General features: G+C 64.2%; 25 protein-coding genes and 1 other RNA gene. 14 read left to right on the forward strand and 12 right to left on the reverse strand.

The genetic code is table 11. From position 1 onward, the window contains the following. Positions 1-39 precede the first annotated feature (39 nt). Entirely contained in the window at positions 40-444 is a 405-nt protein-coding gene (locus JYG36_RS01725) for a flagellar basal body-associated protein FliL (protein WP_045201057.1), read from the forward strand. Here the strand turns inward: JYG36_RS01725 and JYG36_RS01730 are convergent, their stop codons facing one another. The 4 genes from JYG36_RS01730 to JYG36_RS01745 all read right to left on the reverse strand — a co-directional run bounded on the left by JYG36_RS01730 (position 445) and on the right by JYG36_RS01745 (position 5,793). Continuing rightward, positions 445-1,563 carry an ABC transporter permease gene (locus JYG36_RS01730; protein ID WP_213602912.1) on the reverse strand — a complete coding sequence of 373 codons (1,119 nt, stop codon included), beginning with the start codon at positions 1,561-1,563 and terminating at the stop codon, positions 445-447. It abuts the gene before it with no gap. After that, on the reverse strand, positions 1,563-4,286 hold the full coding sequence (gene rbbA / locus JYG36_RS01735) for a ribosome-associated ATPase/putative transporter RbbA (protein ID WP_213602913.1): 2,724 nt from the start codon (positions 4,284-4,286) through the stop codon (positions 1,563-1,565). Before rbbA ends, JYG36_RS01730 begins: the two co-directional genes overlap by 1 nt. Continuing rightward, positions 4,283-5,242: an HlyD family secretion protein gene (locus tag JYG36_RS01740; protein ID WP_195885934.1), complete on the reverse strand. Its 960-nt coding sequence runs from the start codon at positions 5,240-5,242 to the stop codon at positions 4,283-4,285. The genes rbbA and JYG36_RS01740 overlap by 4 nt, the downstream gene beginning before the upstream one ends. Positions 5,243-5,343: 101 nt before the next feature. After that, positions 5,344-5,793, reverse strand: coding sequence for an EVE domain-containing protein (locus tag JYG36_RS01745; protein ID WP_213602914.1), 450 nt, complete (start codon positions 5,791-5,793; stop codon positions 5,344-5,346). Positions 5,794-5,971: 178 nt separating this feature from the next. Between JYG36_RS01745 and JYG36_RS01750 the strand changes: the two genes are divergently transcribed. Continuing rightward, positions 5,972-6,112 carry a hypothetical protein gene (locus tag JYG36_RS01750; protein ID WP_165392175.1) on the forward strand — a complete coding sequence of 47 codons (141 nt, stop codon included), beginning with the start codon at positions 5,972-5,974 and terminating at the stop codon, positions 6,110-6,112. Here JYG36_RS01750 and JYG36_RS01755 read toward each other — a convergent pair. The 4 genes from JYG36_RS01755 to JYG36_RS01770 form a co-directional block, all read right to left on the reverse strand. Continuing rightward, complete coding sequence (locus JYG36_RS01755) at positions 6,093-6,713, reverse strand: 5-formyltetrahydrofolate cyclo-ligase (RefSeq protein WP_045201067.1); 621 nt, start codon at positions 6,711-6,713, stop codon at positions 6,093-6,095. The genes JYG36_RS01750 and JYG36_RS01755 overlap by 20 nt on opposite strands. 80 nt (positions 6,714-6,793) lie before the next feature. Next, positions 6,794-6,971: non-coding RNA, 6S RNA (gene ssrS, locus JYG36_RS01760), on the reverse strand. An 18-nt stretch (positions 6,972-6,989) separates the two neighbouring features. After that, complete coding sequence (locus JYG36_RS01765; protein WP_195885287.1) at positions 6,990-7,307, reverse strand: cell division protein ZapA; 318 nt, start codon at positions 7,305-7,307, stop codon at positions 6,990-6,992. After that, positions 7,304-7,513 (reverse strand): TIGR02449 family protein, encoded by a 210-nt coding sequence (locus JYG36_RS01770; RefSeq protein ID WP_010221172.1) that lies wholly within the window; start codon positions 7,511-7,513, stop codon positions 7,304-7,306. The genes JYG36_RS01765 and JYG36_RS01770 overlap by 4 nt, the downstream gene beginning before the upstream one ends. Before the next feature lie 152 nt (positions 7,514-7,665). On the opposite strand from JYG36_RS01770, the gene JYG36_RS01775 reads away from it, so the two are divergent. From JYG36_RS01775 to gcvP, 10 genes are all read left to right on the forward strand, one after another. Next, positions 7,666-8,220 carry a YecA/YgfB family protein gene (locus JYG36_RS01775; protein WP_213602915.1) on the forward strand — a complete coding sequence of 185 codons (555 nt, stop codon included), beginning with the start codon at positions 7,666-7,668 and terminating at the stop codon, positions 8,218-8,220. Between the two features lie 23 nt (positions 8,221-8,243). Continuing rightward, complete coding sequence (gene pepP, locus JYG36_RS01780; RefSeq protein WP_195885286.1) at positions 8,244-9,578, forward strand: Xaa-Pro aminopeptidase; 1,335 nt, start codon at positions 8,244-8,246, stop codon at positions 9,576-9,578. Then, positions 9,575-10,768, forward strand: coding sequence for a 2-octaprenyl-6-methoxyphenyl hydroxylase (ubiH, locus tag JYG36_RS01785; RefSeq protein WP_045201074.1), 1,194 nt, complete (start codon positions 9,575-9,577; stop codon positions 10,766-10,768). The genes pepP and ubiH overlap by 4 nt, the downstream gene beginning before the upstream one ends. A gap of 2 nt (positions 10,769-10,770) precedes the next feature. Then, a complete protein-coding gene (locus JYG36_RS01790; protein WP_045201076.1) occupies positions 10,771-11,253 on the forward strand; it encodes a DUF4442 domain-containing protein in 483 nt (160 codons plus the stop codon). 9 nt (positions 11,254-11,262) lie between these two features. Further along, positions 11,263-12,480, forward strand: coding sequence for a 2-octaprenyl-3-methyl-6-methoxy-1,4-benzoquinol hydroxylase (locus JYG36_RS01795; protein ID WP_176794311.1), 1,218 nt, complete (start codon positions 11,263-11,265; stop codon positions 12,478-12,480). 102 nt (positions 12,481-12,582) lie between these two features. Further along, positions 12,583-13,584 carry an extracellular solute-binding protein gene (locus JYG36_RS01800; RefSeq protein WP_045201202.1) on the forward strand — a complete coding sequence of 334 codons (1,002 nt, stop codon included), beginning with the start codon at positions 12,583-12,585 and terminating at the stop codon, positions 13,582-13,584. A gap of 144 nt (positions 13,585-13,728) precedes the next feature. Then, positions 13,729-15,351: an ABC transporter permease gene (locus tag JYG36_RS01805; protein WP_093378244.1), complete on the forward strand. Its 1,623-nt coding sequence runs from the start codon at positions 13,729-13,731 to the stop codon at positions 15,349-15,351. 121 nt (positions 15,352-15,472) lie between these two features. Continuing rightward, positions 15,473-16,555 carry a glycine cleavage system aminomethyltransferase GcvT gene (gcvT, locus tag JYG36_RS01810; protein WP_045201083.1) on the forward strand — a complete coding sequence of 361 codons (1,083 nt, stop codon included), beginning with the start codon at positions 15,473-15,475 and terminating at the stop codon, positions 16,553-16,555. 47 nt (positions 16,556-16,602) lie between these two features. After that, positions 16,603-16,986, forward strand: a complete 384-nt coding sequence (gene gcvH, locus JYG36_RS01815; RefSeq protein ID WP_213602916.1) for a glycine cleavage system protein GcvH — start codon at positions 16,603-16,605, stop codon at positions 16,984-16,986. 79 nt (positions 16,987-17,065) lie between these two features. Beyond that, positions 17,066-19,939, forward strand: coding sequence for an aminomethyl-transferring glycine dehydrogenase (gene gcvP, locus JYG36_RS01820; RefSeq protein ID WP_213602918.1), 2,874 nt, complete (start codon positions 17,066-17,068; stop codon positions 19,937-19,939). A 51-nt stretch (positions 19,940-19,990) separates the two neighbouring features. Here gcvP and JYG36_RS01825 read toward each other — a convergent pair whose 3' ends face one another. The 3 genes from JYG36_RS01825 to JYG36_RS01835 form a co-directional block, all read right to left on the reverse strand. Beyond that, positions 19,991-20,308, reverse strand: a complete 318-nt coding sequence (locus tag JYG36_RS01825) for a DUF2388 domain-containing protein (RefSeq protein ID WP_045201089.1) — start codon at positions 20,306-20,308, stop codon at positions 19,991-19,993. 91 nt (positions 20,309-20,399) lie between these two features. Beyond that, positions 20,400-22,070, reverse strand: a complete 1,671-nt coding sequence (locus tag JYG36_RS01830; protein WP_213602920.1) for a GspE/PulE family protein — start codon at positions 22,068-22,070, stop codon at positions 20,400-20,402. An 85-nt stretch (positions 22,071-22,155) separates the two neighbouring features. Next, positions 22,156-22,476: an ACT-like domain-containing protein gene (locus tag JYG36_RS01835; RefSeq protein WP_093378264.1), complete on the reverse strand. Its 321-nt coding sequence runs from the start codon at positions 22,474-22,476 to the stop codon at positions 22,156-22,158. A 125-nt stretch (positions 22,477-22,601) separates the two neighbouring features. Between JYG36_RS01835 and JYG36_RS01840 the strand changes: the two genes are divergently transcribed. Next, complete coding sequence (locus JYG36_RS01840; protein WP_123565204.1) at positions 22,602-23,072, forward strand: Lrp/AsnC family transcriptional regulator; 471 nt, start codon at positions 22,602-22,604, stop codon at positions 23,070-23,072. A gap of 3 nt (positions 23,073-23,075) precedes the next feature. Here the strand turns inward: JYG36_RS01840 and JYG36_RS01845 are convergent, their stop codons facing one another. Next, entirely contained in the window at positions 23,076-24,443 is a 1,368-nt protein-coding gene (locus JYG36_RS01845) for a CYTH domain-containing protein (protein WP_093378272.1), read from the reverse strand. Between the two features lie 126 nt (positions 24,444-24,569). Between JYG36_RS01845 and argE the strand changes: the two genes are divergently transcribed. Further along, a complete protein-coding gene (argE, locus tag JYG36_RS01850) occupies positions 24,570-25,727 on the forward strand; it encodes an acetylornithine deacetylase (protein WP_213602922.1) in 1,158 nt (385 codons plus the stop codon). The last annotated feature ends 43 nt before the right edge of the window (positions 25,728-25,770 follow it).

A 25,770-nucleotide genomic window follows, 5' to 3' on the forward strand; every position in this document is an offset into this window, starting at 1 on the left:
GCTGGGTATGCTGGCGCCAACTGTATGAGGAGCGAATTCGTGAAAGCGTGGATCTTGATGGTACTGGCGCTGATGCTGCCGATGGCGGCCATGGCCGAGGAAGCCAAGGAAGGGGAACCGAAGGTCTCCTACATTTCCCTGAGCCCGCCTTTTGTGGGCAATTACGCCCTTGATGGCGGGCCGAAGCTGCGCGTGTACAAGGCCGACGTGGCCCTGCGGGTCAACAGCGATGCCGCCGCCGCAGCGGTAAAGCATCATGAGCCGCTGATCCGCAACCAGCTGGTGGCGCTGTTCACCCAGCAGAACCTGGAGGCCATGAGTAACGTCGAGGCCAAGGAAAAACTGCGTCAGGAAGCTCTGAAGCAGGTCCAGCAGGTGCTCGAATCCGAAGAAGGCAAGCCGACCGTCGACGACCTGCTGTTCAACAACCTGATCGTCCAGTAATCACGAGGTCAGGCTGCGGCGAAAACGCGCCAGGGCAATGGCGAAGAAGGCCAGGCCAATGGCGGCGAGCGCCGCGATGTCTGGCCAGACCACTGCCAGCCCGGCGTCACGGAACAGGATTGCCGCGCTGAGGCTGACGAAGTGGGTCGAGGGCGAGCCCTGCATGACCCACTGCAGCCATTGCGGCATGCTGTCCAGCGGCGTGCTGCCGCCCGACAGCAACAGCATCGGGATGATCACCGGAATCGCCAGCAGGCCGAATTGCGGGGTTGAGCGCGCCAGGGTGGCGAGGAAGATCCCCAATGCGGTGCTGGCGAACAGGTACAGCGCCGTCACCGCCAGGAACAACCCCAGCGATCCCGCCAGCGGTACACCCAGCGCGCCCTTGACGACCACCTCAAGCGATACCCAGGTGCACAGCACCACCACCAGGGCGTTGCTGGCGATCTTTGCCAGCATGATTTCCAGCGCGGTCAGCGGCAGCACCAGCAGGTGGTCGAGGGTGCCGTGCTCGCGCTCGCGCAGCAGTGCCGTGCCGGTGAGGATGATGGCCAGGATGGTGATGTTGTTGACGATCTGGATCACTGCCAGAAACCAGCCGCCCTCAAGGTTGGGGTTGAACAACGCCCGGGCACTGAGCAGCGCCGGGCTGCCGGCGGTAGCCGAGCCCTGCTTGGCATAGTCGAGCAGCTCGCGCTCGACGATCCTGCCGATGTAACCGGCGCCCATGAACGCCTGGCTCATGGCCGTGGCGTCGACGTTGACTTGCAGCTCGGGCGAGCGCCCGGCCAGCAGGTCGGTCTGGAAGTTCACCGGTACGTTGATCACGAAGGTGTAGCGGCCGCTGTCCAGGGCCTGGTCGAGCTGGTCGTAGGGCAGCGGCACGGCGTGCTGGAATTCCGGTGGTTGCAGGGCCTCGGCGAGCTTGCGCGAGACCAGGCTGTGGTCTTCGTCGATGATCGCCACGCTGGCGTTGTGCACGCCGATCACCGAGCCTGCGGCCGGCATGTAGATCGCCACGCTGAAGGCGTACAGCAGGAACAACAGCAGCACGCTGTCGTGGCGCAGGCTGGTCAGCTCCTTGAGCCCCAGGCGCAGGGTATGTGCCAGACGATGCATCAGACCTCCTGCTTCTTCAGCATGGCCAGACTCAGGCCAGTGAAACCGACAAAGAAGCCCAGCAGCGCCAGGCACTGGGGCCAGAGTTCGCGCAGGTCCAGGGCTTTGGTAAAGGTGCCGACGGCGATATCGAGAAAGTAACCGGCCGGGAACAACTGGCCCATCAAGGCCGCCGCGCCATCGAGCGAGGAACGCGGCACGATCAGCCCGGAGAACTGAATGGTCGGCAGGCTGGTGATGATCATGGTGCCGAGGATCGCGGCGATCTGCGTGCGGGTGAACGCCGAGATCAGCAGGCCCAGGCTGGTGGTCGCCAGCAGGTAGAGCACGCCGCCGCAGGCCAGGGCCAGGGCGCTGCCCTTGAACGGCACGCCGAACAGCCAGTGGTTCATTGCTACCAGCAGCGCCAGGTTGACCAGGCTTACCGCCAGGTAGGGCGCCTGTTTGCCGAGCAGGAACTCCAGGCGGGTCAGGGGCGTGGCATAGAAGTTGGTGATCGAGCCCAGCTCTTTTTCGCGCACGATGCCCAGTGCGGTGAGCATTGCCGGAATGAACGCCAGGATCAGCGCCATGACCCCGGGGCCGATGGCGTTGACGCTGACCACGTCCTGGTTGTAGCGAAAGCGGGTTTCCAGGCGCACTGGAGTTTGCCCGGCCCGGGCCTTGCTGCTCAGCGCCGCCAGTTGTTCGAGGTTGCCCTGGTGCACGGCTTCGACATAGTTACGGCTGGTCTCGGCGCGAAATGGCATGCCGCCGTCCAGCCAGGCTGCTACCACCGGCTGGCGACCGGCGTGCAGATCGCGACCAAAACCTGGTGGAATCTCCAGGGCCAGCTTGATTTCCGAGCGCTGCAGGCGTTTGTGTAACTGTGCGGCATCGCGAATCGGCGTCTGTTCGGCGAAGTAGCGCGAGCCGCGGAAGGCTTCAAGATAAGCGCGGCTTTGCGGGCTCTGGTCCTGGTCATAAACGGCGAAAGCGAGGTTTTCCACGTCCAGGGAGATGCCGTAGCCGAAGATCACCATCATGAACAGCGCGCCAAGCAGGGCGAACGCCAGGCGCACTTTGTCGCGCAGCAGTTCCTTGCCTTCGCGGGTGGCGACGGCGACCAGGCGCTTGAGGCTGAAGCCATGGCGCAGGGGTTGCGTTGCTGTATTGGCCGGGCTGTCGAACTGGGTTGGGGCCGTTGGCGCTTCGCTGGCGCCCTGGGCCTGTTCCAGGCAGGTGACGAAGGCATCTTCCAGGGTTTCACCGCCGAACTGCTGCTGCAGCGCCGCCGGGGTGTCGCAGGCCAGGACCTTGCCGGCATGCATTAGGGAGATCCGGTCGCAGCGCAGGGCCTCGTTCATGAAATGAGTAGAGAGGAAGATCGTCACCCCCTGATCGCGCGACAGCTCGATCAGCAGGCGCCAGAAGTCGTCGCGCGCTGCCGGGTCCACACCTGAGGTGGGCTCGTCGAGGATCAGCACTTCCGGACGGTGCAGTACCGCCACTGCCAGCGACAGGCGCTGGCGCAAACCCAGGGGCAGGGCGCCGGACTGCTGGTCGGCGATGGCGCCCAGATCGAAACGCTCGATCAGCTCGGCGATGCGCGGGCCGCTGTCGGCCTTGGGCAGGTCGAACAGCCGCGCATGCAGTTCAAGGTTCTGCCGCACGCTGAGTTCGCCATACAGCGAGAAGCTTTGGGACATGAAGCCAACGCGCTTACGCGTGGCCAGGTCCTTGGCGTTCACCGGGCGACCGAGCAGGGTGGCGCTGCCCTCGCTGGCCGGCATCAGCCCGGTGAGCACCTTCATGGTGGTGGTCTTGCCGCAGCCGTTGGAGCCGAGAAAACCGAAGATCTCGCCACGGCCGATGGCGAAACTGACCTTGTTCACGGCGGTGAAGTCACCAAAGCGCAAGGTCAGTTCATGGGCTTCGATAGCGATCTCGGCCTCGCCGCTATCGCGCGGCGGGATCACCAGGGGCTGCTGGCTGCGCTGGCTGTCGCCCTGAAAGTGGGTAAAGGCGTCATCGAGCTTGTGGCTGGCGGTGGCTGCGGCCAGCTCTTCGCTCAAGCCTGCGGCAATCAGCCGGCCACGATCGAGCATCAGACAGTGTTCGAACTGTTCGGCCTCTTCCATGTAGGCCGTGGCGACCAGCAGGGTCAGTTGCGGGCGTTCCTGGCGCACCTGCTCGACCAGCTCCCAGAAGCGCCGGCGCGACAGCGGGTCGACGCCAGTGGTGGGTTCGTCGAGGATCAGCAGGTCCGGTTCGTGGATCAGCGCACAGCACAGGCCGAGCTTCTGCTTCATGCCGCCCGACAACTTGCCCGCCGGGCGTTCGGCAAAGCGCAGCAGGTCGGTGGCCAGCAGCAGGTTGTGCATGCGCTGCTCGCACTCCGTGGCGCCAAGGCCGAACAGGGTGGCGAAGAAGCGGATGTTCTCGCTGATCGACAGCTCGGGGTAAAGGTTGCCGCCCAACCCCTGGGGCATGAAGGCGATACGCGGGTAGAGGCTGTTGCGATGGCGGCGCTGGCGGATCGAGCCGCCAAGCACCTGCAGTTCGCCGCTTTGCAGCTTCTTCACCCCGGCGATCAGCCCGAGCAGGCTCGACTTGCCGGCGCCGTCCGGGCCGATCAGGCCGCAGCGGGTGCCGGCCGGCAGGCTGAAGGCAATGTCCTGCAGGGCGTTCAGCCCGCCGTAGCGGTGGTTGATGCCCTCGGCGTGCAGCGCCAGCGCGCTCATTGCAGGTTGGCCGGCCAGTCCACATCAGCGGTGCGCACATAGCCTGCGCCCGGCATGCCGGGTTTGGCCTGGGGCACGGCGCTTGGTTCGGTCAGGCGCAGCTTGACCCGGAACACCAGCTTCTGGCGCTCGTCACGGGTTTCCACCTGCTTGGGGGTGAACTGCGCCTTGGCCGCGACGAAGGCGATCTTCGCCGGCAAGGCCCGGTCGGGCAGGGCGTCGAGAACGATGCGCGCCTGGTCGCCGACGGTCAGGCGGCCGGTCGTGGAGGCGGGCAGGTAAAGGTTCATGTACTGGTCGCTGGGGTCGATCAGCATCAGCACGCGGCCGCCGGCACCGAGCACTTCACCTGGCTCGGCCAGGCGCAGCTGGATCACGCCGTTGATTGGCGCGCGCAGGCTGCTGTCGTCGATTTCGCTGGTCAGCTGTGCCACCTGGGCTTCAGCGGCGCCGATGGCGGCCTTGATTGCCGCCAGTTGCGCGCGGGCGGCGACCACGGCGGAGTTGCTGGTGTCGTAGCGGGCCTGCTGCTGGTCGAGCAGCTGCTGGCTGGCATATTTGCGCTGGAAGATCTCGCGGACGCGCTTGAGCTCCTGGCTGGCCAGCAGTTGTTCGCTCTGGCGCAATTGCACCGTGGCCTGGGCGGCGGAGTAGTTTTCCCGGGCCCGTAGCACTTCGGCTTCGGCCTGGTTGCGCTGGGCTTCGAGGGTGCGGGTGTCGATGCGGGCGAGCAACTGGCCCTGCTTGACGGTATCGCCTTCGTCGACCAGCACCTCGGCCAGGCGCCCGGGGATCTTGCTGGCGATCTGCACTTCGGTGGCTTCGAGCCTGCCGTTGCCCATGCTCAGGCCTTCGGGCAGGCGGTCATGCAGGGACTTCCAGTAGCCCAGGCCACCCGCGGCCAGGAGCAGGGCGATCAAGGCACCGGCGAAGAATTTCGGGGCGTGTTGGCTCATCGACATGGTTGGGCAATCCTTGCTGCATTAACGTCAAATTGTGACGCCGCACCGGTCCTGGTGCGTTGATGTTCGTCAAATGAGCGGCCATCCTACCCTGTTTAACGCAGTGCGAGTACCGCTGCCCACTGTTCGGCGGTCACCGGCATCACTGAAAGGCGGCTGCCCTTCTGTACCAGCGCCAGTTCGGCAAGGGCGGTTTGCTGCTTGAGGTAGCCCAGTTGCAGGACCCTGCCGAAGGTTTCGACATGGGCGACATCGACAGCGCTCCAGGGGTTCTTGGCGTCGTTGGCCTTGGCGTCGAAGTAGTGGCTTTGCGGGTCGAGTGCAGTGGGGTCGGGATAGGCTGCGGCACTGATGCGGGCAATGCCGGCAATGCCCGGCTCCGGGCAACTGGAGTGGTAGAAGAAGAACTGCTCACCGACTGCCATGGCACGCAAGAAATTGCGCGCCTGGTAGTTGCGCACGCCATCCCAGCGCGCTTCGCCCAGCCGCGCGAGGTCCTTGATCGAGAGTTCGTCGGGCTCGGATTTCATCAGCCAGTAGGCCATGGGTGGTGCTCCAGACAATGTTTGAAATAACCTGTTTCAGGAAACCGACGGTCGGTTGGCGTCAACGTTTGCGTGTCGCCTCAGGTTGTCGGAGAATGCGCGCATTTTAAGCTTGACGCTGCTGCAACAACAAAAACGTTGCTGACAACGTGATCAGTTTGCCTGAGGGGGGCAATCGATGAATCGCAAACCGGATTTGCTCTGGATTCTGGTGTTTCTGTTCGGTTTGGGTGTTGTCACTACCGGTTATGCGCAAAGCCTTTGGGAACGCAAACTCGACGCCCCTTACGAAATGCCGGTCAATCCGCAACAGCGTTGATAGCCAGGTACCAGCCACGGTCCGAGACCGTCCCCTGCAGCGGCACATCCCAGCTGGCTTGCGCCAGTCGTTCGACCTTCTGGCATTCATGCGCCAGGCCCAGCAGCAAGGGTTTTTTCCAGGCCTTGCGGCGGGCCTGATAGGCCAGGCTGCGGTCATAGAAACCGCCGCCCATGCCCAGCCGGCCACCCACTTCATCAAAACCCACCAGCGGTAGCAGGATCAGGTCCAGCGCCCAGATCGGTCGTTGCCGGGCCAGGCTGATGTGCGGCTCGGGGATGCGAAAGCGGTTGCGCCGCAGCTTCTCGCCGGCTTCGATGCGCTGGAACACCATCTTGGTTTTTGGCCAGGCGTGCAGTACCGGCAGGTAGGTGCGTTTGCCACGGCGCTGGGCTTCACGCATCAGCAGGCGCGGGTCGATCTCGCAATCATTGGGCAGGTACAGGGCGATGTGCCGGGCCCGGCGAAACAACGGATGCTGCGCCAGCTGACGGTACAGGCCACGGGCTGCCTGGCGTTGTTCGGCCGGCGTCAGGGCACGGCGGGCATCGCGAAGCAGGCGGCGAAGTTGGGGGCGGGTCAGCGGCGCGGTGTCGGTCATGGCACGGGCGGTCCCAGAGAGGGCTGCCACCCGCCGGGTGACAGCTCGATTGCCCGCGCAGAAGGGCGGGCAAAGAATTCAGGCTCCCCGACGAACCGCTGTCGGTGTAGCCCTTGAACCCGAAAGTTCAAGGTGGAGATTGCAGGAGGCGTTAAGGCTTTCCGTCAAGCGGACATGCACACCGGCCCCACGTGCAACCCCCGTGGTTGTGCGTATCGGCTCAGGGACATGACCGACTGGCAAGCACTCCAGGGAGTGGCGCCAGTATACCGATACTCAACCCTTATTTGAATCTTGATCGTCGGCCAGTGCGCTATCGACGCGTTCAAGCAGGTCGCGCACCTGTTCACGGTTGACGCCAGTGCCGGTCGCTTGCGGGCGTTCCTGGTTGTGCAGCAGGTCGTGGGTAATGTTCAGCGCAGCCATCACGGCGATGCGGTCGGCACCGATGACTTTGCCGCTGCTGCGGATTTCGCGCATCTTGCCATCCAGGTAGCGCGCGGCGCTGACCAGGTTGCTGCGTTCTTCCGGCGGACAGATGATCGAATATTCTTTGTCGAGAATCTGAACAGTGACGCTATTGCTTGAGCTCATGAGTCTTGCTCCAGGGCCTTGAGTCGCAAAATCATCGATTCGACCTTACGCCGGGCGATTTCATTTTTTTCGATGAGGTGGGCGCGCTCTTCGCGCCAGGATTTTTCCTGAGCTAATAAGAGTGCGTTTTGCCGTTTTAGTTGCTCGACCCGCTCAATCAGCAGTTCGAATCGGCCCATCAGCGCTTGCAGATCGTTCTCTTGCATTGGTTGCCACTCGATTCGGTCGTGCGGGTGGTTGCCCGGTTTATGCCCTGGCCGGCCCGGAGTTGGCCGCGTCGATGGTCTTGGCGCGCCTGCCGGTGCTAGGATACAAGGTCTTCATTCTAGTCATTGCGCCGTCTGGCGCCTAGTTGCCCATGCCCAATATCAATTCGCCGTACACCGCCTTCGCCACCTTGCTCAGCAGCAACGGGCATCCTGTTTCCCCTGCCGAACTGCACGGGCTGTTGCTCGGGCGCAGCTGCGCCGGTGCCGGCTTCGATGCCGATGCATGGTTGGCCGATGCTGCGCAACTGCTGGAAAGCGAACCGGCAGACAACGTTCGTAACGCCTTGATCGGCCTGCAAGAAATGGTCAAGGGCGAACTGACCAGCGACGATATCACCGTGGTGCTGTTGCTGCCGGGTGATGATGAGCCGCTGACCGAGCGTGCCACCGCCCTGGGTCAATGGTGCCAGGGCTTCATTGCCGGTTTCGGTTTGAATGCCGGTGGCAAGGATCTGAGCACCGACGCCAAGGAAGTGCTGCAGGATCTGGTCGCAATCTCTCAGGTCCAGGAAGCCCTGGAAGAGTCCGAAGACGGCGAAAGCGATTACATGGAAGTCATGGAATACCTGCGCGTCGCCCCGCTGCTGCTCTACACCGAGCTGAAGCAGCCGGTCGCACCTGCGGCCAAACCTTCGCTGCACTGATCAACCACGGACTGCCACTGCCCATGAGCCACATCCCCAAGTCGGAATACGCCCGTCGACGCAAGGCGCTGATGGCGCAGATGGAACCCAACAGCATCGCCATCCTGCCCGCCGCCGCGGTTGCCATCCGCAACCGCGACGTCGAGCACGTGTACCGCCAGGACAGCGACTTCCAGTACCTCAGCGGCTTCCCCGAGCCCGAGGCGGTGATCGCCCTGATCCCCGGCCGCGAGCACGGCGAGTACGTATTGTTCTGCCGCGAGCGCAATCCCGAGCGCGAGCTCTGGGACGGCCTGCGCGCTGGCCAGGAAGGGGCGATCCGCGATTTTGGCGCCGATGATGCTTTCCCCATCACCGATATCGACGACATCCTCCCCGGCCTGATCGAAGGTCGCGACCGGGTGTATTCGGCCATGGGCAGCAACGCCGAGTTCGACCGCCACTTGATGGAGTGGATCAACGTCATCCGCTCCAAAGCGCGGCTGGGTGCGCAACCGCCGAACGAATTCGTTGCCCTGGATCATCTGCTGCACGACATGCGCCTGTATAAATCGGCGGCGGAAGTGAAAGTGATGCGCGAGGCCGCGGCGATTTCCGCCCGTGCCCACGTGCGGGCCATGCAGGCCTGCCGCGCCGGTCTGCGCGAATACAGCCTGGAAGCCGAGCTCGACTACGAGTTCCGCAAGGGCGGGGCGAAGATGCCGGCCTACGGCTCGATCGTCGCCGCCGGGCGCAACAGCTGCATCCTGCATTACCAGGAGAACGACGCGCTGCTCAAGGACGGCGACCTGGTGCTGATCGACGCCGGTTGCGAGATTGACTGCTACGCCAGCGACATCACCCGCACTTTCCCGGTCAGCGGGCGTTTTTCGCCGGAGCAGAAGGCCATCTACGAGCTGGTGCTCAAGGCCCAGGAAGCGGCCTTTGCGGTCATCGCCCCGGGCAAGCACTGGAATCACGCCCATGAGGCCACGGTGCAAGTGATTACCGAAGGCCTGGTGGAACTGGGCCTGCTCAAGGGCCAGGTGCACGAACTGATTGAAAGCGAAGCCTATCGGGCTTTCTACATGCACCGCGCCGGGCACTGGCTGGGCATGGATGTGCATGATGTCGGCGAGTACAAGGTCGGCGGCCAGTGGCGAGTGCTCGAGCCGGGCATGGCCCTGACTGTTGAACCTGGCATTTACATTGGTGCCGATAACCAGAGTGTCGCGAAAAAATGGCGTGGCATCGGTGTGCGAATCGAGGATGACGTAGTGGTAACCAAGCAGGGCTGTGAAATCCTGACCTCCGGCGTACCCAAGACGGTTGCCGAAATCGAAGCCTTGATGGCTGCTGCGCGCAGTGCCGCAGCATGAGCCGGGTCAACCTTGCGATCATTGGCGGCGGCCTGGTCGGCGCCAGCCTGGCCCTGGCCCTGCAAGCCGGCGCCAAGGCGCGTGGCTGGAAGATCCTGCTGATCGAACCGTTCGCCCCGGGTGACAGTTTCCAGCCGAGCTATGACGCCCGCTCTTCGGCGTTGTCTTTCGGTACCCGGCAAATCTACGAGCGTCTTGGCCTGTGGCAACAGATCAGCCGCCGCGCCGAGCCGATCCGTCAGATCCAGGTCTCCGACCGTGGCCGTTTTGGCGCCACCCGCCTGGACGCCCTGGAAGAAGGGGTACCGGCGCTCGGCTACGTGGTCGAGAACGCCTGGCTTGGCCAGTGCCTGTGGCAGGGCCTGGACGCTGAGGTGGTGAGCTGGCGCTGCCCGGCGGAGGTCACCGCCCTGCAGCCGCTGGAAGACGGTTACCGGCTGTCGCTCAACGACGACACCACGCTTGAATGCGACCTGGCGGTACTGGCCGATGGCGGCCGCTCCGGCCTGCGCGAGCAATTGGGTATTCATGTCAGCCAGCGGCCGTACAACCAGAGCGCCCTGATCGCCAATATCACCCCGAGCGAAGCCCACTGCGGCCAGGCTTTCGAGCGCTTTACCGACGAAGGGCCGATGGCCTTGCTGCCATTGCCGGAGAACCGCTGCGCGCTGGTCTGGACCCGCGCCGGTATGGACGCCAAGCGCCTGGCCGAGCTGGACGAACGCAGCTTCCTCAGCGAGCTGCAGGACGTGTTTGGCTACCGCCTCGGTGCGCTGCGCCAGGTCGGCGCCCGGCACTTGTATCCGTTGTCGCTGGTCGAGGCCCAGGAGCAGGTGCGCCCGCATCTGGTAGTCCTTGGCAACGCTGCGCACAGCCTGCACCCGATTGCCGGGCAGGGCTTCAACCTGTCACTGCGCGATGTGCAGTCGCTGGCCGACGGCTTGCTGGCCAGCCCTGGAGTGCCGGGTGATTTCGCCACCCTGCAGGCCTACCGTGAGCGTCAGCGCCTGGACCAGGACCTGACCGTGGGCTTCTCCGACCGCGTCACCCGATTGTTCGGCAGCGCCCAACCCTTGGTCGCTACCGGCCGCAACCTGGGCCTGCTCGGCCTCGACCTGCTGCCTCCGGCCAAGCGCTGGTTCGCCCGCCAGGCCATGGGCCTGGGAACTCGCCCGGATCCACGGAGCTGAGCATGAGCGACCCGCGCAAACTGGCCCGGCGCGCGCGCAGGCTGCGCTGGCTGCTGAATATCTACCCGCCGTACCTGGGCGCGGGCATTCGCGTGCTCAGCGTCAGCCCCGACCTGCGCCACATCCGCGTGCGCATGGGCCTGCGCTGGTTCAACCGCAACTATGTCGGCACCCAGTTCGGCGGCAGCCTGTACTCGATGGTCGACCCGTTCTACATGCTGATGCTGATGGAGCTGCTCGGGCGTGAGTACATCGTCTGGGACAAGGCCGCCAGCATCGATTTCGTGTCGCCGGGCAAGGGCCCGGTGTTCGCCGACCTGCGCATCGACGATGCCCTGCTCGACGACATCCGCCAGCACACCGCCGGCGGCAAAAAGTACCTGCCACGACTTCAGGTCGATATCCGCGACGCCGCCGGTGAACTGGTGGCGCGGGTCGACAAAACCCTTTACGTGCGGCTCAAGCCGCAAGCGAGACAGGCTTAAGGCATGGAAATGCGCGCAGATCTGTTGATTGTCGGTGCCGGTATGGTCGGCAGCGCCCTGGCCCTGGCGTTGCAGCACAGCGGCCTGGAAATTCTCTTGCTCGACGGCAGCCCCTTGTCGATCAAACCCTTCGACCAGCAGTCGGCGTTCGAGCCGCGGGTCAGCGCCTTGTCGGCGGCCAGCCAGCGCATTCTCGAACGCCTGGGCGCCTGGCAGGGAGTCAGCGAGCGACGCCTGAGCCCCTACTCGGACATGCACGTGTGGGATGGCAGCGGCACCGGCCAGATCCACTTCTCGGCGGCCAGCGTGCACGCCGAAGTGCTTGGCCATATCGTCGAGAACCGGGTAGTGCAGGATGGCCTGCTGGAGCGTCTGCACGACAGCGAAATCGGCCTGCTGGCCAATGCCCGCCTGGAGCAGATGCGCCGCTCCGGCGACGACTGGCTGCTGACCCTGGCCGACGGCCGTACCCTGCGTGCGCCGCTGGTGATTGCTGCCGACGGCGCCAACTCGGCGGTACGCCGCCTGACTGGCTGCGAGACCCGCGAGTGGGATTATCTGCACCACGCCATCGTCACCAGCGTGCGTTGTGCCCGGCCACATCAGGCGACCGCCTGGCAGCGCTTTACCGACGAGGGGCCGCTGGCGTTCCTGCCGTTGTTGCGCGATGGCCAGCAGGACTGGTGCTCGATCGTCTGGTCGACCACGCCCGAGCAGGCTGAACACTTGATGGCCTTGAGCGACGAGGCGTTCTGCGCCGAGCTTGAGCGCGCCTTCGAAGGGCGCCTGGGCGGCGTCCTGCAGGCCGACCCACGGGTTTGCGTGCCGCTGCGCCAGCGTCACGCCAAGCGTTACGTGGCCGAAGGCCTGGCGCTGATCGGCGATGCCGCGCACACCATCCACCCGCTGGCCGGGCAGGGCGTCAACCTCGGTTTCCTCGATGCCGCGGTACTGGCCGAAGAGTTGCTGCATGCCTACGAGCGTGGCGAGCGCCTGGCTGATATTCGCGTGCTGAGCCGTTTCGAGCGCCGACGCATGCCGCACAACCTGGCCTTGATGGCGGCGATGGAAGGCTTCGAGCGCTTGTTCCAGGCCGATCCACTGCCGTTGCGCTGGTTGCGCAACAGCGGCCTGAAATGGATCGAGCAATTGCCGGAAGCCAAGGCCCTGTTCGTGCGCCAGGCCTTGGGCTTGAGCGGTGACCTGCCGGAACTGGCGCGGGCCTGAGGGCCCCGCAACATCTGGTAACTCCTCCCTTGTGAGTTCGGTTGAGAAGGCAAATGGGATTAACTACCATTTGCGCCTCTCATGAATTCCGAGGACTGCACCATGTTGCCACGCAAGCACGTAATGGCCGCCCTGGCTCTGACCCTGTTCGGCACGGCCGCCCAGGCGGCGGACGAGGTGGTGGTGTATTCCTCGCGCATCGACGAGCTGATCAAACCGGTATTCGATGCCTACACCAAAGAAACCGGGGTGAAGATCAAGTTCATCACCGACAAGGAAGCGCCGCTGATGCAGCGGATCAAGGCCGAGGGCGAGAACGCCACCGCCGACCTGCTGCTCACCGTCGACGCCGGCAACCTCTGGCAGGCCGAGCAGATGGGCATCCTGCAGCCGATCAAGTCGGACGTCATCGACAAGAACATCCCCGCCCAGTACCGCGCCTCGTCCCACGACTGGACCGGCCTGAGCCTGCGCGCACGGACCATCGCCTACTCCACCGAGCGGGTCAAACCCGAAGAGCTGAGCACCTACGAGGCCCTGGCCGACAAAAACTGGGAAGGTCGCCTGTGCCTGCGTACGGCGAAGAAGGTCTACAACCAGTCGCTGACCGCTACCCTGATCGAAACCCATGGCGAGCAAAAAACCGAAGAGATCATCAAGGGCTGGGTCAACAACCTGTCCACCGATGTGTTCTCCGACGACACCGCCTTGCTCCAGGCGATCAACGCCGGCCAGTGCGACGTCGGCATCGTCAACACCTACTACTACGGCCGCCTGCACAAGGAAAACCCCAAGCTGGCAGTCAAGCTGTTCTGGCCCAACCAGGCTGACCGTGGCGTGCACGTCAACCTCTCGGGTATCGGCCTGACCAAATATGCGCCGCACCCTGAGGCGGCGAAGAAGCTGGTCGAATGGATGACCGGTGCCGAGGCGCAGAAAATCTTCGCCGGCGTGAACCAGGAGTTCCCGGCCAACCCGGCCGTGGCGCCATCTGAAGAAGTGGCTGCCTGGGGCACCTTCAAGGCCGACAGCATTGCTGTGGAAGTGGCCGGCAAACGCCAGGCCGAAGCCATCCGCCTGATGGATCGGGCTGGCTGGAACTAAGCGCCAGGCTTTATCCTTCCGGGGCCCTTATCGGCCCCCTGTGGGAGCGGGCTTGCCCCGCGATTGCAATGTGACTGACACAATGCAATCGCGGGGCAAGCCCGCTCCCACAGAGCCTGTGCTTCTACATAGAGATTTTTCCTTTTGGCCCACCCCGCCCAACGCCGCTGGTACCCCCTGGTCTTCATCATCGCCGCCCTGGTGCTGCTGCCGCTGAGCGTGCTGTTGTTGTCCTGGCAGTCGGTCGACCTGCAGATCTGGTCGCACCTGCTCGATACCCAGATGAGCCGCCTGCTGGGCAACACCCTGACGCTGATCCTCGGTGTCGGCATTGGTGTGACGGTGCTGGGCGTGAGCCTGGCCTGGCTCACCAGCCTGTGCGAGTTCCCCGGGCGGCGCTGGCTCGACTGGGCCTTGATGCTACCGTTCGCGATTCCGGCCTATGTGCTGGCGTTCGTGTTTGTCGGCCTGCTGGATTTCGCCGGGCCGGTGCAAAGCTTGTTGCGCGAATGGTTCGGGCCCTTGCGCCTGCCGCGGGTGCGTTCTACCGGCGGGGTCATCACCGTGCTGGTGTTGGTGTTCTACCCCTACGTCTACCTGCTGGCCCGTAACGCCTTCCTGGCCCAGGGCAAGGGCCTGATGGAAGCGGCGCGGGTTCTGGGGCTGTCTCCGCTGCAGGCATTCTGGCGGGTTGCCATGCCCATGGCGCGGCCGGCCATCGGTGCCGGGGTGGCCCTGGCATTGATGGAAACCCTGGCGGATTTTGGCGCGGTGTCAGTGTTCAACTTCGACACCTTCACTACCGCCATCTACAAGACCTGGTATGGTTTCTTCAGCCTCTCAAGCGCCGCGCAACTGGCCAGCCTGCTGTTGCTGGCGGTGATGCTGGTGCTTTACGGCGAGCGCCGGGCCCGTGGCGCCGTGCGCAGCAGCAACGAACGCCCGCGCGGCAAGGCCTTGTATCACTTGCGGGGCATCAAGGCCCTGGCCGCCAGCAGCTGGTGCCTGCTGGTCTTCGCCTGTGCCTTCGTGGTGCCGATGCTGCAGTTGCTGGTGTGGTTCTGGCAGCGGGGGCGTTTCGACCTTGACGAGCGCTATGCCGGGCTGATCCTGCATACCCTGTACCTGGGCGCCATGGCGGCACTGATTACTGTGTGTGTTGCCCTGATGCTGGCGTTTGCCCGGCGCCAGGCGCCGACCTCGACCATCCGCGCCGGCGTCGGCCTGGCCAACCTGGGCTATGCCTTGCCCGGCTCGGTGCTGGCAGTGTCGATCATGCTGGCCTTCAGTTACCTCGATAACCACTTGGTGGTGCCGCTGTCCGGCTGGCTCGGTGGTGCCGGCAAGCCGTTGCTGCTCGGCAGCCTGTCGGCCTTGTTGCTGGCGTATCTGGTGCGCTTTATCGCCGTGGCCTACGGCCCGCTGGAAAACAGCCTGGGACGGATTCGCCCGTCCTTGCCGGAAGCTTCGCGCAGCCTGGGGGTCAGTGGCCCGAGATTGTTTTTCAAGGTGTATCTACCCTTGCTGGTGCCCGGTGCCATGAGCGCGGCGCTGCTGGTATTCGTCGACGTGCTCAAGGAAATGCCGGCGACCTTGCTGATGCGCCCCTTTGGCTGGGATACCCTGGCGGTTCGGGTATTCGAAATGACCAGCGAAGGCGAATGGTCGCGGGCTTCGCTACCGGCGCTGACCCTGGTGCTGGTCGGCTTGCTGCCGGTCATCGGCCTGATTCGACGTTCGGCCCGCCACCCCGGTCAAACGCGCTGAGGGTGTAAGCCTGCTTGCTTGCAGCTACAATGCGCGGCATTCGCTGCGGCCGGTCCTACAGACCGGGTAGCTGCAACGCTGCCAGCCGCCGTAGCCTCGCCACGCCCGGAAGGAGAAACCCATGGGACAGCGTACGCCTCTTTATGACCTGCACTTGGCCCTCGGCGCCAAGATGGTCGATTTTGGCGGTTGGGATATGCCCCTGCATTACGGCTCGCAAGTCGAGGAACACCATCAGGTGCGCCAGGCCTGCGGGGTCTTCGATGTATCCCACATGACCGTGATCGATATCCGTGGCGCCCAGGCCGGTGCCTGGCTGCAACAGGTGCTGGCCAATGATGTCGCGCGCCTGAACGCCACCGGCAAGGCCCTGTACAGCACCATGCTCAACGAGCAGGGCGGGGTGATCGACGACATGATCGTCTACCGCTGTGAGGACGGTTACCGCCTGGTGGTCAACGCCTCGACCCGCGACAAGGACCTGGCCTGGCTGCAGGCGCGGATGATCGGCTTCGAGGTCGAGCTGAGCGAGCGCCCGGAACTGGCCATCCTTGCCATCCAGGGCCCGCAGGCGCGAGAAAAGGTCGCGGAGCTGGTAACCGCTGCCCGCGCCGCTTTGATCCGTGAACTCAAGCCCTTCGAAGGCCTGGCCGATGGTGACTGGTTCATCGCCCGCACCGGTTATACCGGTGAGGATGGCCTGGAAATCATTTTCCCGGCGGTACAGGCCCCGGCGTTTTTCAACGACCTGGTCGGCGCCGGCATCGCCCCCAGCGGCCTTGGCGCCCGCGATACCCTGCGCCTGGAAGCGGGCATGAACCTGTATGGCCAGGACATCGACGAAGCCCACACGCCGCTGACCTCGAACCTGGGCTGGAGCATCGCCTGGGAGCCGGCAGCGCGTGACTTCATCGGTCGCAAGGGCCTGCTGGAAGAAATCGAGCATGGCGTCGAGCAGAAACTGGTCGGCCTGGTGCTCGAAGAGCGCGGGGTTTTACGCGCCCATCAGGTGGTGCGTGTCGCCGGGATTGGCGAAGGGGAGATCACCAGTGGTAGTTTCTCTCCTACGCTGAGCAAATCCATTGCCCTGGCGCGGGTGCCGATGGCCACCGCCGATCGTGCCGAGGTGGAGATTCGCGGCAAGTGGTACCCGGTGCGGGTGGTCAAGCCGACCTTCGTGCGCCATGGCAAGATCCTGATCTGAACCCAATTCTGGCGGGCCAACCGCTGACCCAATCGAGGACAACAATTATGAGCAATATCCCCGCCGACCTGCGTTTTGCCGAAAGCCACGAATGGGCCCGGCTGGAAGCCGATGGCTCTGTGACTGTCGGGATCAGCGACCATGCCCAGGAAGCCCTGGGTGACGTGGTGTTCGTCGAGCTGGCGGAAGTGGGCAAGGTCTTTGCCGCCGGCGATGCGGCGGGCGTGGTCGAGTCGGTCAAGGCCGCTTCCGATATCTACGCACCGGTCAGCGGTGAAGTGATCGAAGTCAACGAGGCGCTGGCCGACAGCCCTGAGGAACTGAACAACGATCCGTACGCCAGCTGGATCTTCAAGCTTAAGCCAAGCGACAAGGCCGAGCTGGACAAACTGCTCGACGCCGCCGGTTACAAAGCCGCCATCGGCGAATAGTTTCACGCAGGCGGCAATCTCTTCCTAGACTCAATATGCCTCGAGCGCTCGAGGCTTGGTCGAGGAAGAGAGAGCCGCTATGTCCCAGTCGCCGTCCCTGAGCCAACTGCACGACCGCAATCCTTTTCTGCGTCGCCACCTGGGCCCCGATGCCTCGGAGCAGCAGGCCATGCTCGCTACCCTCGGGGTTGGCAGCCGCCGCGAGCTGATCGAACAGACCGTGCCGCCGGGCATCCGTTTGAACCGGCCACTGGAGCTGCCTGAGGCCCTCGATGAACAGGCTGCCCTGGCCAAGCTCAAGGGCTATGCCGAGCAGAACCAGGTGTGGACCAGCCTGATCGGCATGGGTTATCACGGCACCATCACGCCAACCGTCATTTTGCGTAACGTCCTCGAAAACCCGGGCTGGTACACCGCCTATACCCCGTATCAACCGGAAATCGCCCAGGGCCGCCTGGAAGCCTTGCTCAATTTCCAGCAAATGATCATCGACCTCACCGGCCTGGACCTCGCCAACGCCTCGTTGCTCGACGAAGCCACTGCCGCGGCAGAAGCCATGGCTCTGGCCAAGCGCGTGGCCAAGTCGAAAAGCAATGCCTTCTTCGCCGATGAACACTGCCACCCGCAAACCCTCTCGGTGCTGCAGACCCGCGCCGAGGGCTTCGGTTTCGAACTGATCGTCGACGCTGTGGATAACCTCGCCAAGTACCAGGTGTTCGGGGCCTTGCTGCAATACCCCGATACCCACGGCGAAGTGCGTGACTTGCGGCCGCTGATCACTCAGCTGCATGCCCAGCAGGCGCTGGCCTGCGTCGCTGCCGATCTGCTCAGCCTGGTGATGCTGATGCCGCCGGGTGAGCAGGGCGCCGACGTGGTACTGGGCTCCTCTCAGCGCTTCGGCGTGCCCATGGGCTTTGGTGGCCCGCATGCGGCGTACTTTGCCTGCCGGGACGAATTCAAGCGGGCCATGCCTGGGCGCATCATCGGCGTGTCCAAGGATGCCCGCGGCAACACCGCGTTGCGTATGGCCCTGCAAACCCGCGAACAGCATATCCGCCGCGAGAAGGCCAACTCCAACATCTGCACCGCCCAGGTGCTGCTGGCCAACATCGCCGCCTTCTATGCGGTGTACCACGGCCCGGAAGGCCTGCAGCGCATCGCCCAGCGCGTGCATGCGTTGACCTTCGTGTTGGCGGCGGGTCTGGAGAGCAAGGGCATCAAGCGCCTCAACGAGCACTTCTTCGACACCCTGACCCTGGAAGTCGGCGGCAGCCAGACGGCCATTATCGAAAGCGCCGAGGCGGCGCAGATCAACCTGCGGATTCTGGGTCGCGGGCAACTGGGCGTGAGCCTCGACGAGACCTGTGACGAAACCACGGTGATGCGCCTGTTCGATATCTTCCTGGGCGCCGACCACGGCCTGGATATCGCCGCGCTGGATGCTCTGGCGCAGCCCGAGGGCATTCCGTCGGCATTGGTGCGACGCTCGGCTTTTCTCAGCCACCCGGTGTTCAACCTGCACCACAGCGAAACCGAGATGCTGCGCTACCTCAAGCAGCTGGAGAACAAGGACCTGGCGCTGAACCAGTCGATGATCCCGCTGGGCTCGTGCACGATGAAACTCAATGCCAGCAGCGAGATGATCCCGATCACCTGGCCGGGTTTCGCCCTGCTGCACCCCTTTGCCCCGGCCGCGCAGGTGCAGGGCTACAAGGCGATGATCGACGAGCTGGAAAGCTGGCTGTGCGCGATCACCGGCTTCGATGCCATCTGCATGCAACCCAACTCCGGCGCTCAGGGCGAGTACGCCGGGCTGATGGCAATTGCCAAGTACCACCGCAGCCGTCATCAACCGCAACGTGATATCTGCCTGATCCCGGCCTCGGCCCATGGCACCAACCCGGCCTCGGCGCAGATGGCCGGGATGCAGGTGGTGATCGTCGAGTGCGACCAAGCCGGCAACGTCGACCTGGCCGACCTCAAAGCCAAGGCGCAGGCGGCTGGCGACAAGCTGTCGTGCCTGATGGCGACCTACCCATCGACCCATGGTGTGTACGAGGAAGGCATCAGCGAGATCTGCGAGGTTATCCACACGCACGGCGGCCAGGTGTACATGGACGGTGCCAACCTCAATGCCCAGGTCGGCCTGGCGCGGCCAGCGGATATCGGCGCCGACGTCTCGCACATGAACCTGCACAAGACCTTCTGCATCCCCCACGGCGGTGGCGGCCCGGGCATGGGCCCGATCGGTGTGCGCGCACACCTGGCGCCGTTTGTCGCCAGCCACCCGGTCATCCCGCTGCCTGGCCCCGACCCGCAGAACACCGCAGTCAGCGCCGCGCCCTGGGGCAGCGCGAGCATTTTGCCGATCAGCTGGATGTACATCGCCATGATGGGCCCGCAACTGGCCGATGCCAGCGAGGTGGCGATCCTCTCGGCCAACTACCTGGCCGAGCAATTGGGCGGCGCCTTCCCGGTGCTTTATCGCGGGCGCAACGAACGGGTGGCCCATGAATGCATCCTCGATCTGCGCCCGCTCAAGGCCTTGACCGGCATCACCGAGGAGGATGTTGCCAAGCGCTTGATGGATTACGGTTTCCACGCGCCGACCATGTCGTTCCCGGTGCCGGGCACCCTGATGGTCGAGCCGACCGAGAGCGAGTCGAAGGCCGAGCTGGATCGCTTTGTCGAGGCGATGCTGAGCATTCGCGCCGAGATCCGTGAAGTGCAGGAGGGTAACTGGCCGGCCGAAGACAACCCGCTCAAGCATGCGCCGCATACGCTGGAGGATGTGCTAGGGGTGTGGGAGCGGCCCTACAGCATTGCCCAGGGCGTGGCGCCCAGTGCCCATGCGCGGCAGCACAAGTATTGGCCGGCAGTGAATCGCGTCGACAATGTGTATGGCGACAGGAACCTGTTTTGCGCCTGTGTGCCGGTGGATGACTATCGTTGAAGCGCTATTGGTGTGGGAGGGGATTTATCCGCTCCCACAGCGGTCGCGAGCTTACTCGCTGGCTAGCGCATTCTTGGCCAGGATCGCATTGGCCAGTTCCATGTCGCTGACTTGCAGCCCCGGGTTGTCGGCGCGCACTTTGTGCATCGCCGCTTCCAGGTACGGGCCGCGAATCGCGCCTTCGCTGGCGACGTAGCTGCCGGCATCATCCTGGGCCGCCATGACCAGTTTGTGGTCCTTGAAGGTCAGGTAGGTGGAACCGGTGGTGGCGCCGGACGAGATGACGTTGCGCCAGAAGGTATCGGCCATGGCAGAACCAACCGGCAGGGACAGCAGGGCGAGGGTTGCGACTGCGAATTTGAGGCGCATCGGGGGTGACTCCAACGTGAGGTGAACTGGGGCCTTTGATCGGCTTTGCGCAGATCTAGTTCCCTGCCCGGGTAAAAGCTTTGGCGCAGCCTCAGGCCGTGACGCGAAGCACTTCAGCCTGGCTTGTCTGCCCGGCCGCGACTTTGTCCAGGCCACTTTGCCTGAGGCTGTGCATCCCTTCCTTCAACGCCAGTTGGCGCAGGCCAGGCAGGTCGGCTTCACGGTTGATGAGTGACTTGAGCGCTTCGCTGATGCCCAGCAACTCGAAGATCGCGCTACGGCCGTGATACCCGGTGTGCCGGCATTCCCGGCACCCCAGCGGCGCTCCCTTGCAGTGCCGGCACAGGGTACGCACCAGGCGCTGGGCCATGACCCCGATCAGGCTGGCCTTGAGCAGGTAGGGCGCAATGCCCAGCTCCAGCAGGCGGGTGATGGCGCTGCAGGCATCGTTTGTATGCAGGGTCGAGAGCACCAGGTGGCCGGTGAGGGCGGCCTGAATCGCCACCTGAGCGGTTTCCAGGTCGCGTATTTCGCCGATCATGATGACATCCGGGTCCTGGCGCAGCAGGGCGCGGGTGCCGGCGGCAAAGTCGAGGTCGATGGCTGGTTGCACCTGCAACTGGTTGAAGGCCGGTTCTACCATCTCGATCGGGTCTTCGACGGTGCACAGGTTGATCTGCGGGGTAGCCAGGTGTTTGAGGCTGGCGTACAGGGTGCTGGTTTTGCCCGAGCCGGTAGGCCCGGTGACCAGGATAATGCCGTGGCGATGGTCGAGCATGGCCAGCCAGCGCTTGAGGTCGGCGCCGCCGAGGCCCAGTTGGGCAAAGTCCTGTTGCAGCAACTGTGGATCGAAAACACGCAGTACGAGCTTTTCACCGAATGTGGTCGGCAGGGTCGACAGCCGCAGCTCGACCTCTGCGCCGCCTGGCAGGCGGGTCTTGATCCGGCCGTCCTGGGGCCGGCGTTTTTCTGCGACATTCATGCGCCCCAGGCTTTTCAGGCGGCTGACCACCGCCAGAGTCACCGGCCCCGGAAACTGGTAGACCGGGTGCAGCACGCCGTCGATGCGAAAGCGCAGCTGGCCCTGATCGCGCCGGGGCTCGAGGTGGATATCGCTGGCGCGCTGCTCGAAGGCGTACTGCAACAGCCAGTCGACGATGCTGACAATGTGCGCATCGTTGGCTTGTGCGTCAGCCCCGCGCGCGCCCAGCTCAAGCAACTGCTCAAGATTACCCGCAGCGATTGGCGTCGACTGCTGCTGACTGGCGCCGCTGACCGATTGCGCGACCTGGAAAAACGTCTGGCTGAGCTGGCGGATCTGCACCGGGCTGGCCAGCACGCGCTTGATTGGCCGTTGCAGCACCTGCGTCAGGTCCGCTTCCCAGGCACGTACATAAGGTTGTGCGCTGGCCACGGTGACGCCGCTGGTATCGGCGGCCACCGCGAGGATGCCGTGGCGCCGGGCGAAGCCTGCAGACATCAGGCCGGTGAGGCGGGCGGGGTCGATCTCCAGGGGATCGATACGCAGGTACGGCTGCCCGGCCTGCCTGGCCAGCCATTGGCACAGGCTATCGAGGTCCAGGTGCTGGCCGGGATTAAGCAGGTCGGCAAGCTGCTGGCTGGCGATCCACTCCAGCGGGTGCTGGTCGTGCGGCACCGGCGGGCAATTGCCGCGATCAGCCGGGCTGATGCGTTGCTCGGCCAGCAGCTCGTCCAGCAGGGTGTTCAGGTCAAGCCAGCGATCTTCGCTAAGGTTGTGCATGGCTGCGGGCTTCCTTGCCGCGCCACCGACAGTGATGGCTTGAGCAAGGTTAGCGGCTGAGCCGGGGCTTCCCGCTGAACAAGGGTTACCAGGCTTTTCCGGCAGTGCTCAACTGCACTTCGCTTACGCAAATCAGGTTGCGCATTTTTTGCGCAATCAGCTCGGCGCGGTGCCAGCTAAGGCCGCTGATGCCAATCTCGATGTTGAGCAGGTCATCCTGCTGCTCGACATTCAAGCGATGTGGTACCAGAAATTGCAGGGCAAACAGGTTGAGCACCCGGCACAGGCTGTCGGGTTCGGCTTCGACCTGCAGTTGATAGCAGACATCGCTGTGGGCGTTGTTGGCGGCCCAGACATCGTGGCGCAAGGGCGTAAGGGGGCTGTCCAGCCGTTCGAGAGCGCTCATGGGTTTCTCCGCAGAAAGTGGAGAAATTTTTACATGCGGGCTGGGGCATTTCTTCTCTATGATCGTGCGATATTGCTCAATCTTGAATAGATCAATTCGCAGCTAATGACTTTGGAGAAATAATCATGCACAGCGAACTGGATGCTTATGACCGGCGCATCCTGGCCTTGCTGCAGGAAGATGCCTCGCTCTCCAGCGCGCAGATCGCCGAGCGCGTGGGCTTGTCGCAATCGCCTTGCTGGCGGCGCATACAACGCCTGAAAGAGGAGGGGGTGATTCGCGCCCAGGTGACCCTGCTCGACCGCAAGAAGATCGGCCTGAACACGCAGATTTTCGCCGAGGTCAAACTTAACGCCCACGGGCGCTCCAACTTCACCGAGTTTACCGAGGCGATCCGCGGTTTTCCGGAAGTGCTGGAGTGTTATGTGCTGATGGGCGCAGTGGATTTTCTGCTGCGCATTGTCACCCCGGACATCGAAGCCTACGAACGGTTCTTCTTCGAAAAGCTGTCGATGGTGCCGGGGATCCAGGAGGTCAACTCGACCGTGGCCTTGTCCGAAATCAAGTCCACGACGAGTTTGCCGGTATTGCCTTGAGCCTTACTTGCGCAGCAGGTGTTTCCAGCCGCGGCTCTGGAACACGGCCATGGCCTGGTGGACGCGGGCTTCGAGCACTTCGTCGCTGATCGGCAGGTTGGCCAGTTCCTGGAGCTTGTTCAGCTCGCCGAACAGGCGGTCCAGGTCCGGGCTTTCCAGCACCTGGCGGGCATGGTGCAGCCAGGCCAGCAGGCGCTCGATGCGCGGCAGCTGCTCGGCCAGGTCTTCGGGCTGGCGATGATACAGCGGCAGGTTGAGGGCCTTGGCTTCTTCGGCCAGCAGCACGTTCAGCCAGTTGGCCAGTTGTGCGGCGCCCTGGCGGTCGCCGCGCTTGTTGCGCTCGACGGTCCAGGCACGGGCCAGCAGCCAGCGCGAGGTCTCCAGGGAGAACTGGCCCCAGCGGGTTTCCAGCAGCTCCTCGGCGAACTGCTCGGGCGCTGCGCGGCGTACATCTTCGTCGTCGGCACCGGCGAGCACCAGCGGGCGCCAGTCTTCGAGCAGGGCGTCGAGGCTGTTGCGCAACTCGCGGGTGCTGGCGCGTGGGCCGGCCTGGCCGAGGCTGCTGGCCAGGGCACGCAGTTCCCAGAGGTTTTCGACCCAGTCTTGCAGCAGGCGCCAGTGACCGTTGAAACGGTACTGTTCGGCCAGGCGCTGGCTGCTGCCGAGCAACTGCCAGGCCAACGCGGCGAAGGCGTCGTCGAGGGTCATTTCGGCGTTCAGTTCGGCGGCTGGCAGGCTCAGGGCGTAGCTGCCGGCGTCGAGCAGGCGGTAGCCGCGCTCGGCCTTGCTGATGTCGCAGGGCATCAGCGGCAGCTTGGCTGACAGCTCGGCGGCCAGTTCCAGCAGGGCTTCGGGGGCGCCTTCGCGCAGCTCGAGCTCCAGCTCGCAGATCTCTTCTTTTTGCTTGCCGGCGACCACGGTGCCGAGGTCCAGGGCGGCTTCGATTACCACTTTGGCCTTGCCGCGGCCCCAGGCGATTTCGGCGTACTCACGGGTGAAATCGGTGGTGAACAGCGCCTTGATGGTCTTTTTGTCGACATCGGCCAGTTGCTCTGGCCAGCACTCGGCGTCGAGTTTTTTCAGGTCGAGCTTGGCCTTGGGCAACTGCCATTCGAACTCGTTGCGCTGGGACAGGCCGGCGACGCTCTGGCCGCGGGTCTTGAGGGTCTGGATGACCACCTCGCCGTCGCGGCGCAGGCGCAGGGCGACCTTGGCGGCGGCCAGGTCGCGCTCCGGAGTGTCGAAGTACTGGTTGAGCAGTTCGCGGCTTTGCCACCCGGACTTGTTGCGCTTGTTCAGCAATGGGTGTTCACGCAGGGCGGCGAGGGTCTCGCGGCTGACCCGCAGTTTGATTTCGGTTTCTTTATGCATTGCTGGGTAATCCAGGCTCGAATGACAGGGAGCGTCTTGGGGGTGCAGTGTACAGGAGTCGGCTCGCGGCGGTTTATTCCCGGTGCCGGATGGCCCTATGATGAGCTTCGCCCAAGGAGAAAGCGCATGCCGTTGCCATCGCTCAAAGAGCAGTTCGCCGCCCTGATCGCCGCGCCATCGGTCAGCTGTACCCAGCCGTCGCTGGATCAGTCCAACCGTGCGGTGATAGACCTGCTGGCCGGCTGGCTGGGGGACCTGGGTTTTGCCTGTGACATTCAGCAGGTGACCCCGGGCAAGTACAACCTGCTGGCGAGCTACGGCAGCGGCCCGGGCGGCCTGGTGCTGGCCGGGCACAGCGATACCGTGCCGTATGATCCCGAGCTGTGGCAGACCGACCCGCTCAAGCTGACCGAGGTCGACGGCCGCTGGGTGGGCCTGGGCAGTTGCGACATGAAGGGCTTCTTCGCCCTGATCATCGAGGCCGTGCAGCCGCTGCTGACGCATGACTTCAAGCAGCCATTGTTGATTCTCGCCACCTGTGACGAAGAGAGCTCGATGGCCGGCGCCCGCGCCCTGGCCGAGGCCGGACGGCCACTGGGCCGTGCGGCGGTGATCGGCGAGCCGACCGGGCTCAAGCCGATCCGCCTGCACAAAGGGGTGATGATGGAGCGCATCGACATTCTTGGGCGCAGTGGCCATTCGTCCGATCCGAGCCTGGGCCATAGCGCACTGGAGGCCATGCACCAGGTGATGGGCGAGCTGATGAACCTGCGCCGGCAGTGGCAGCGGGAATACAACAATGCCCAGTTCAGCGTGCCGCAACCGACGATGAACTTCGGCTGCATCCACGGCGGCGACAACCCCAACCGCATCTGCGGGCAGTGCGCCCTGGAGTTCGACCTGCGCCCGCTGCCGGGCATGGACCCTGAAGTACTGCGCAACGCCATCCGGCACAAACTGGCGCCGCTGGCCGAGCAGCATCAGGTGCGCATCGACTACGCGCCGCTGTTCCCCGAGGTACCGCCGTTCGAGCAGGCCGCCGATGCGGAACTGGTACGGGTCGCCGAACGTCTTACCGGCCATCGCGCCGAAGCGGTAGCCTTTGGCACCGAAGCGCCTTATCTTCAGCGCCTGGGTTGCGAGACCCTGGTACTGGGCCCCGGCGACATCGCCTGCGCCCACCAGCCGGGCGAATACCTTGAAATGTCACGCTTGCAGCCTACCGTGCGTCTATTGCGTGAGTTGATCGAACATTATTGCCTCAGCCCGGTAATTGCCCGCTGAGCTGAACCGTTTTGCAGAGGAGATTGCGCGTGACGCCAAGCCT

The sequence above is a fragment of the Pseudomonas sp. SORT22 genome (assembly GCF_018417635.1).
Lineage (GTDB): Bacteria > Pseudomonadota > Gammaproteobacteria > Pseudomonadales > Pseudomonadaceae > Aquipseudomonas.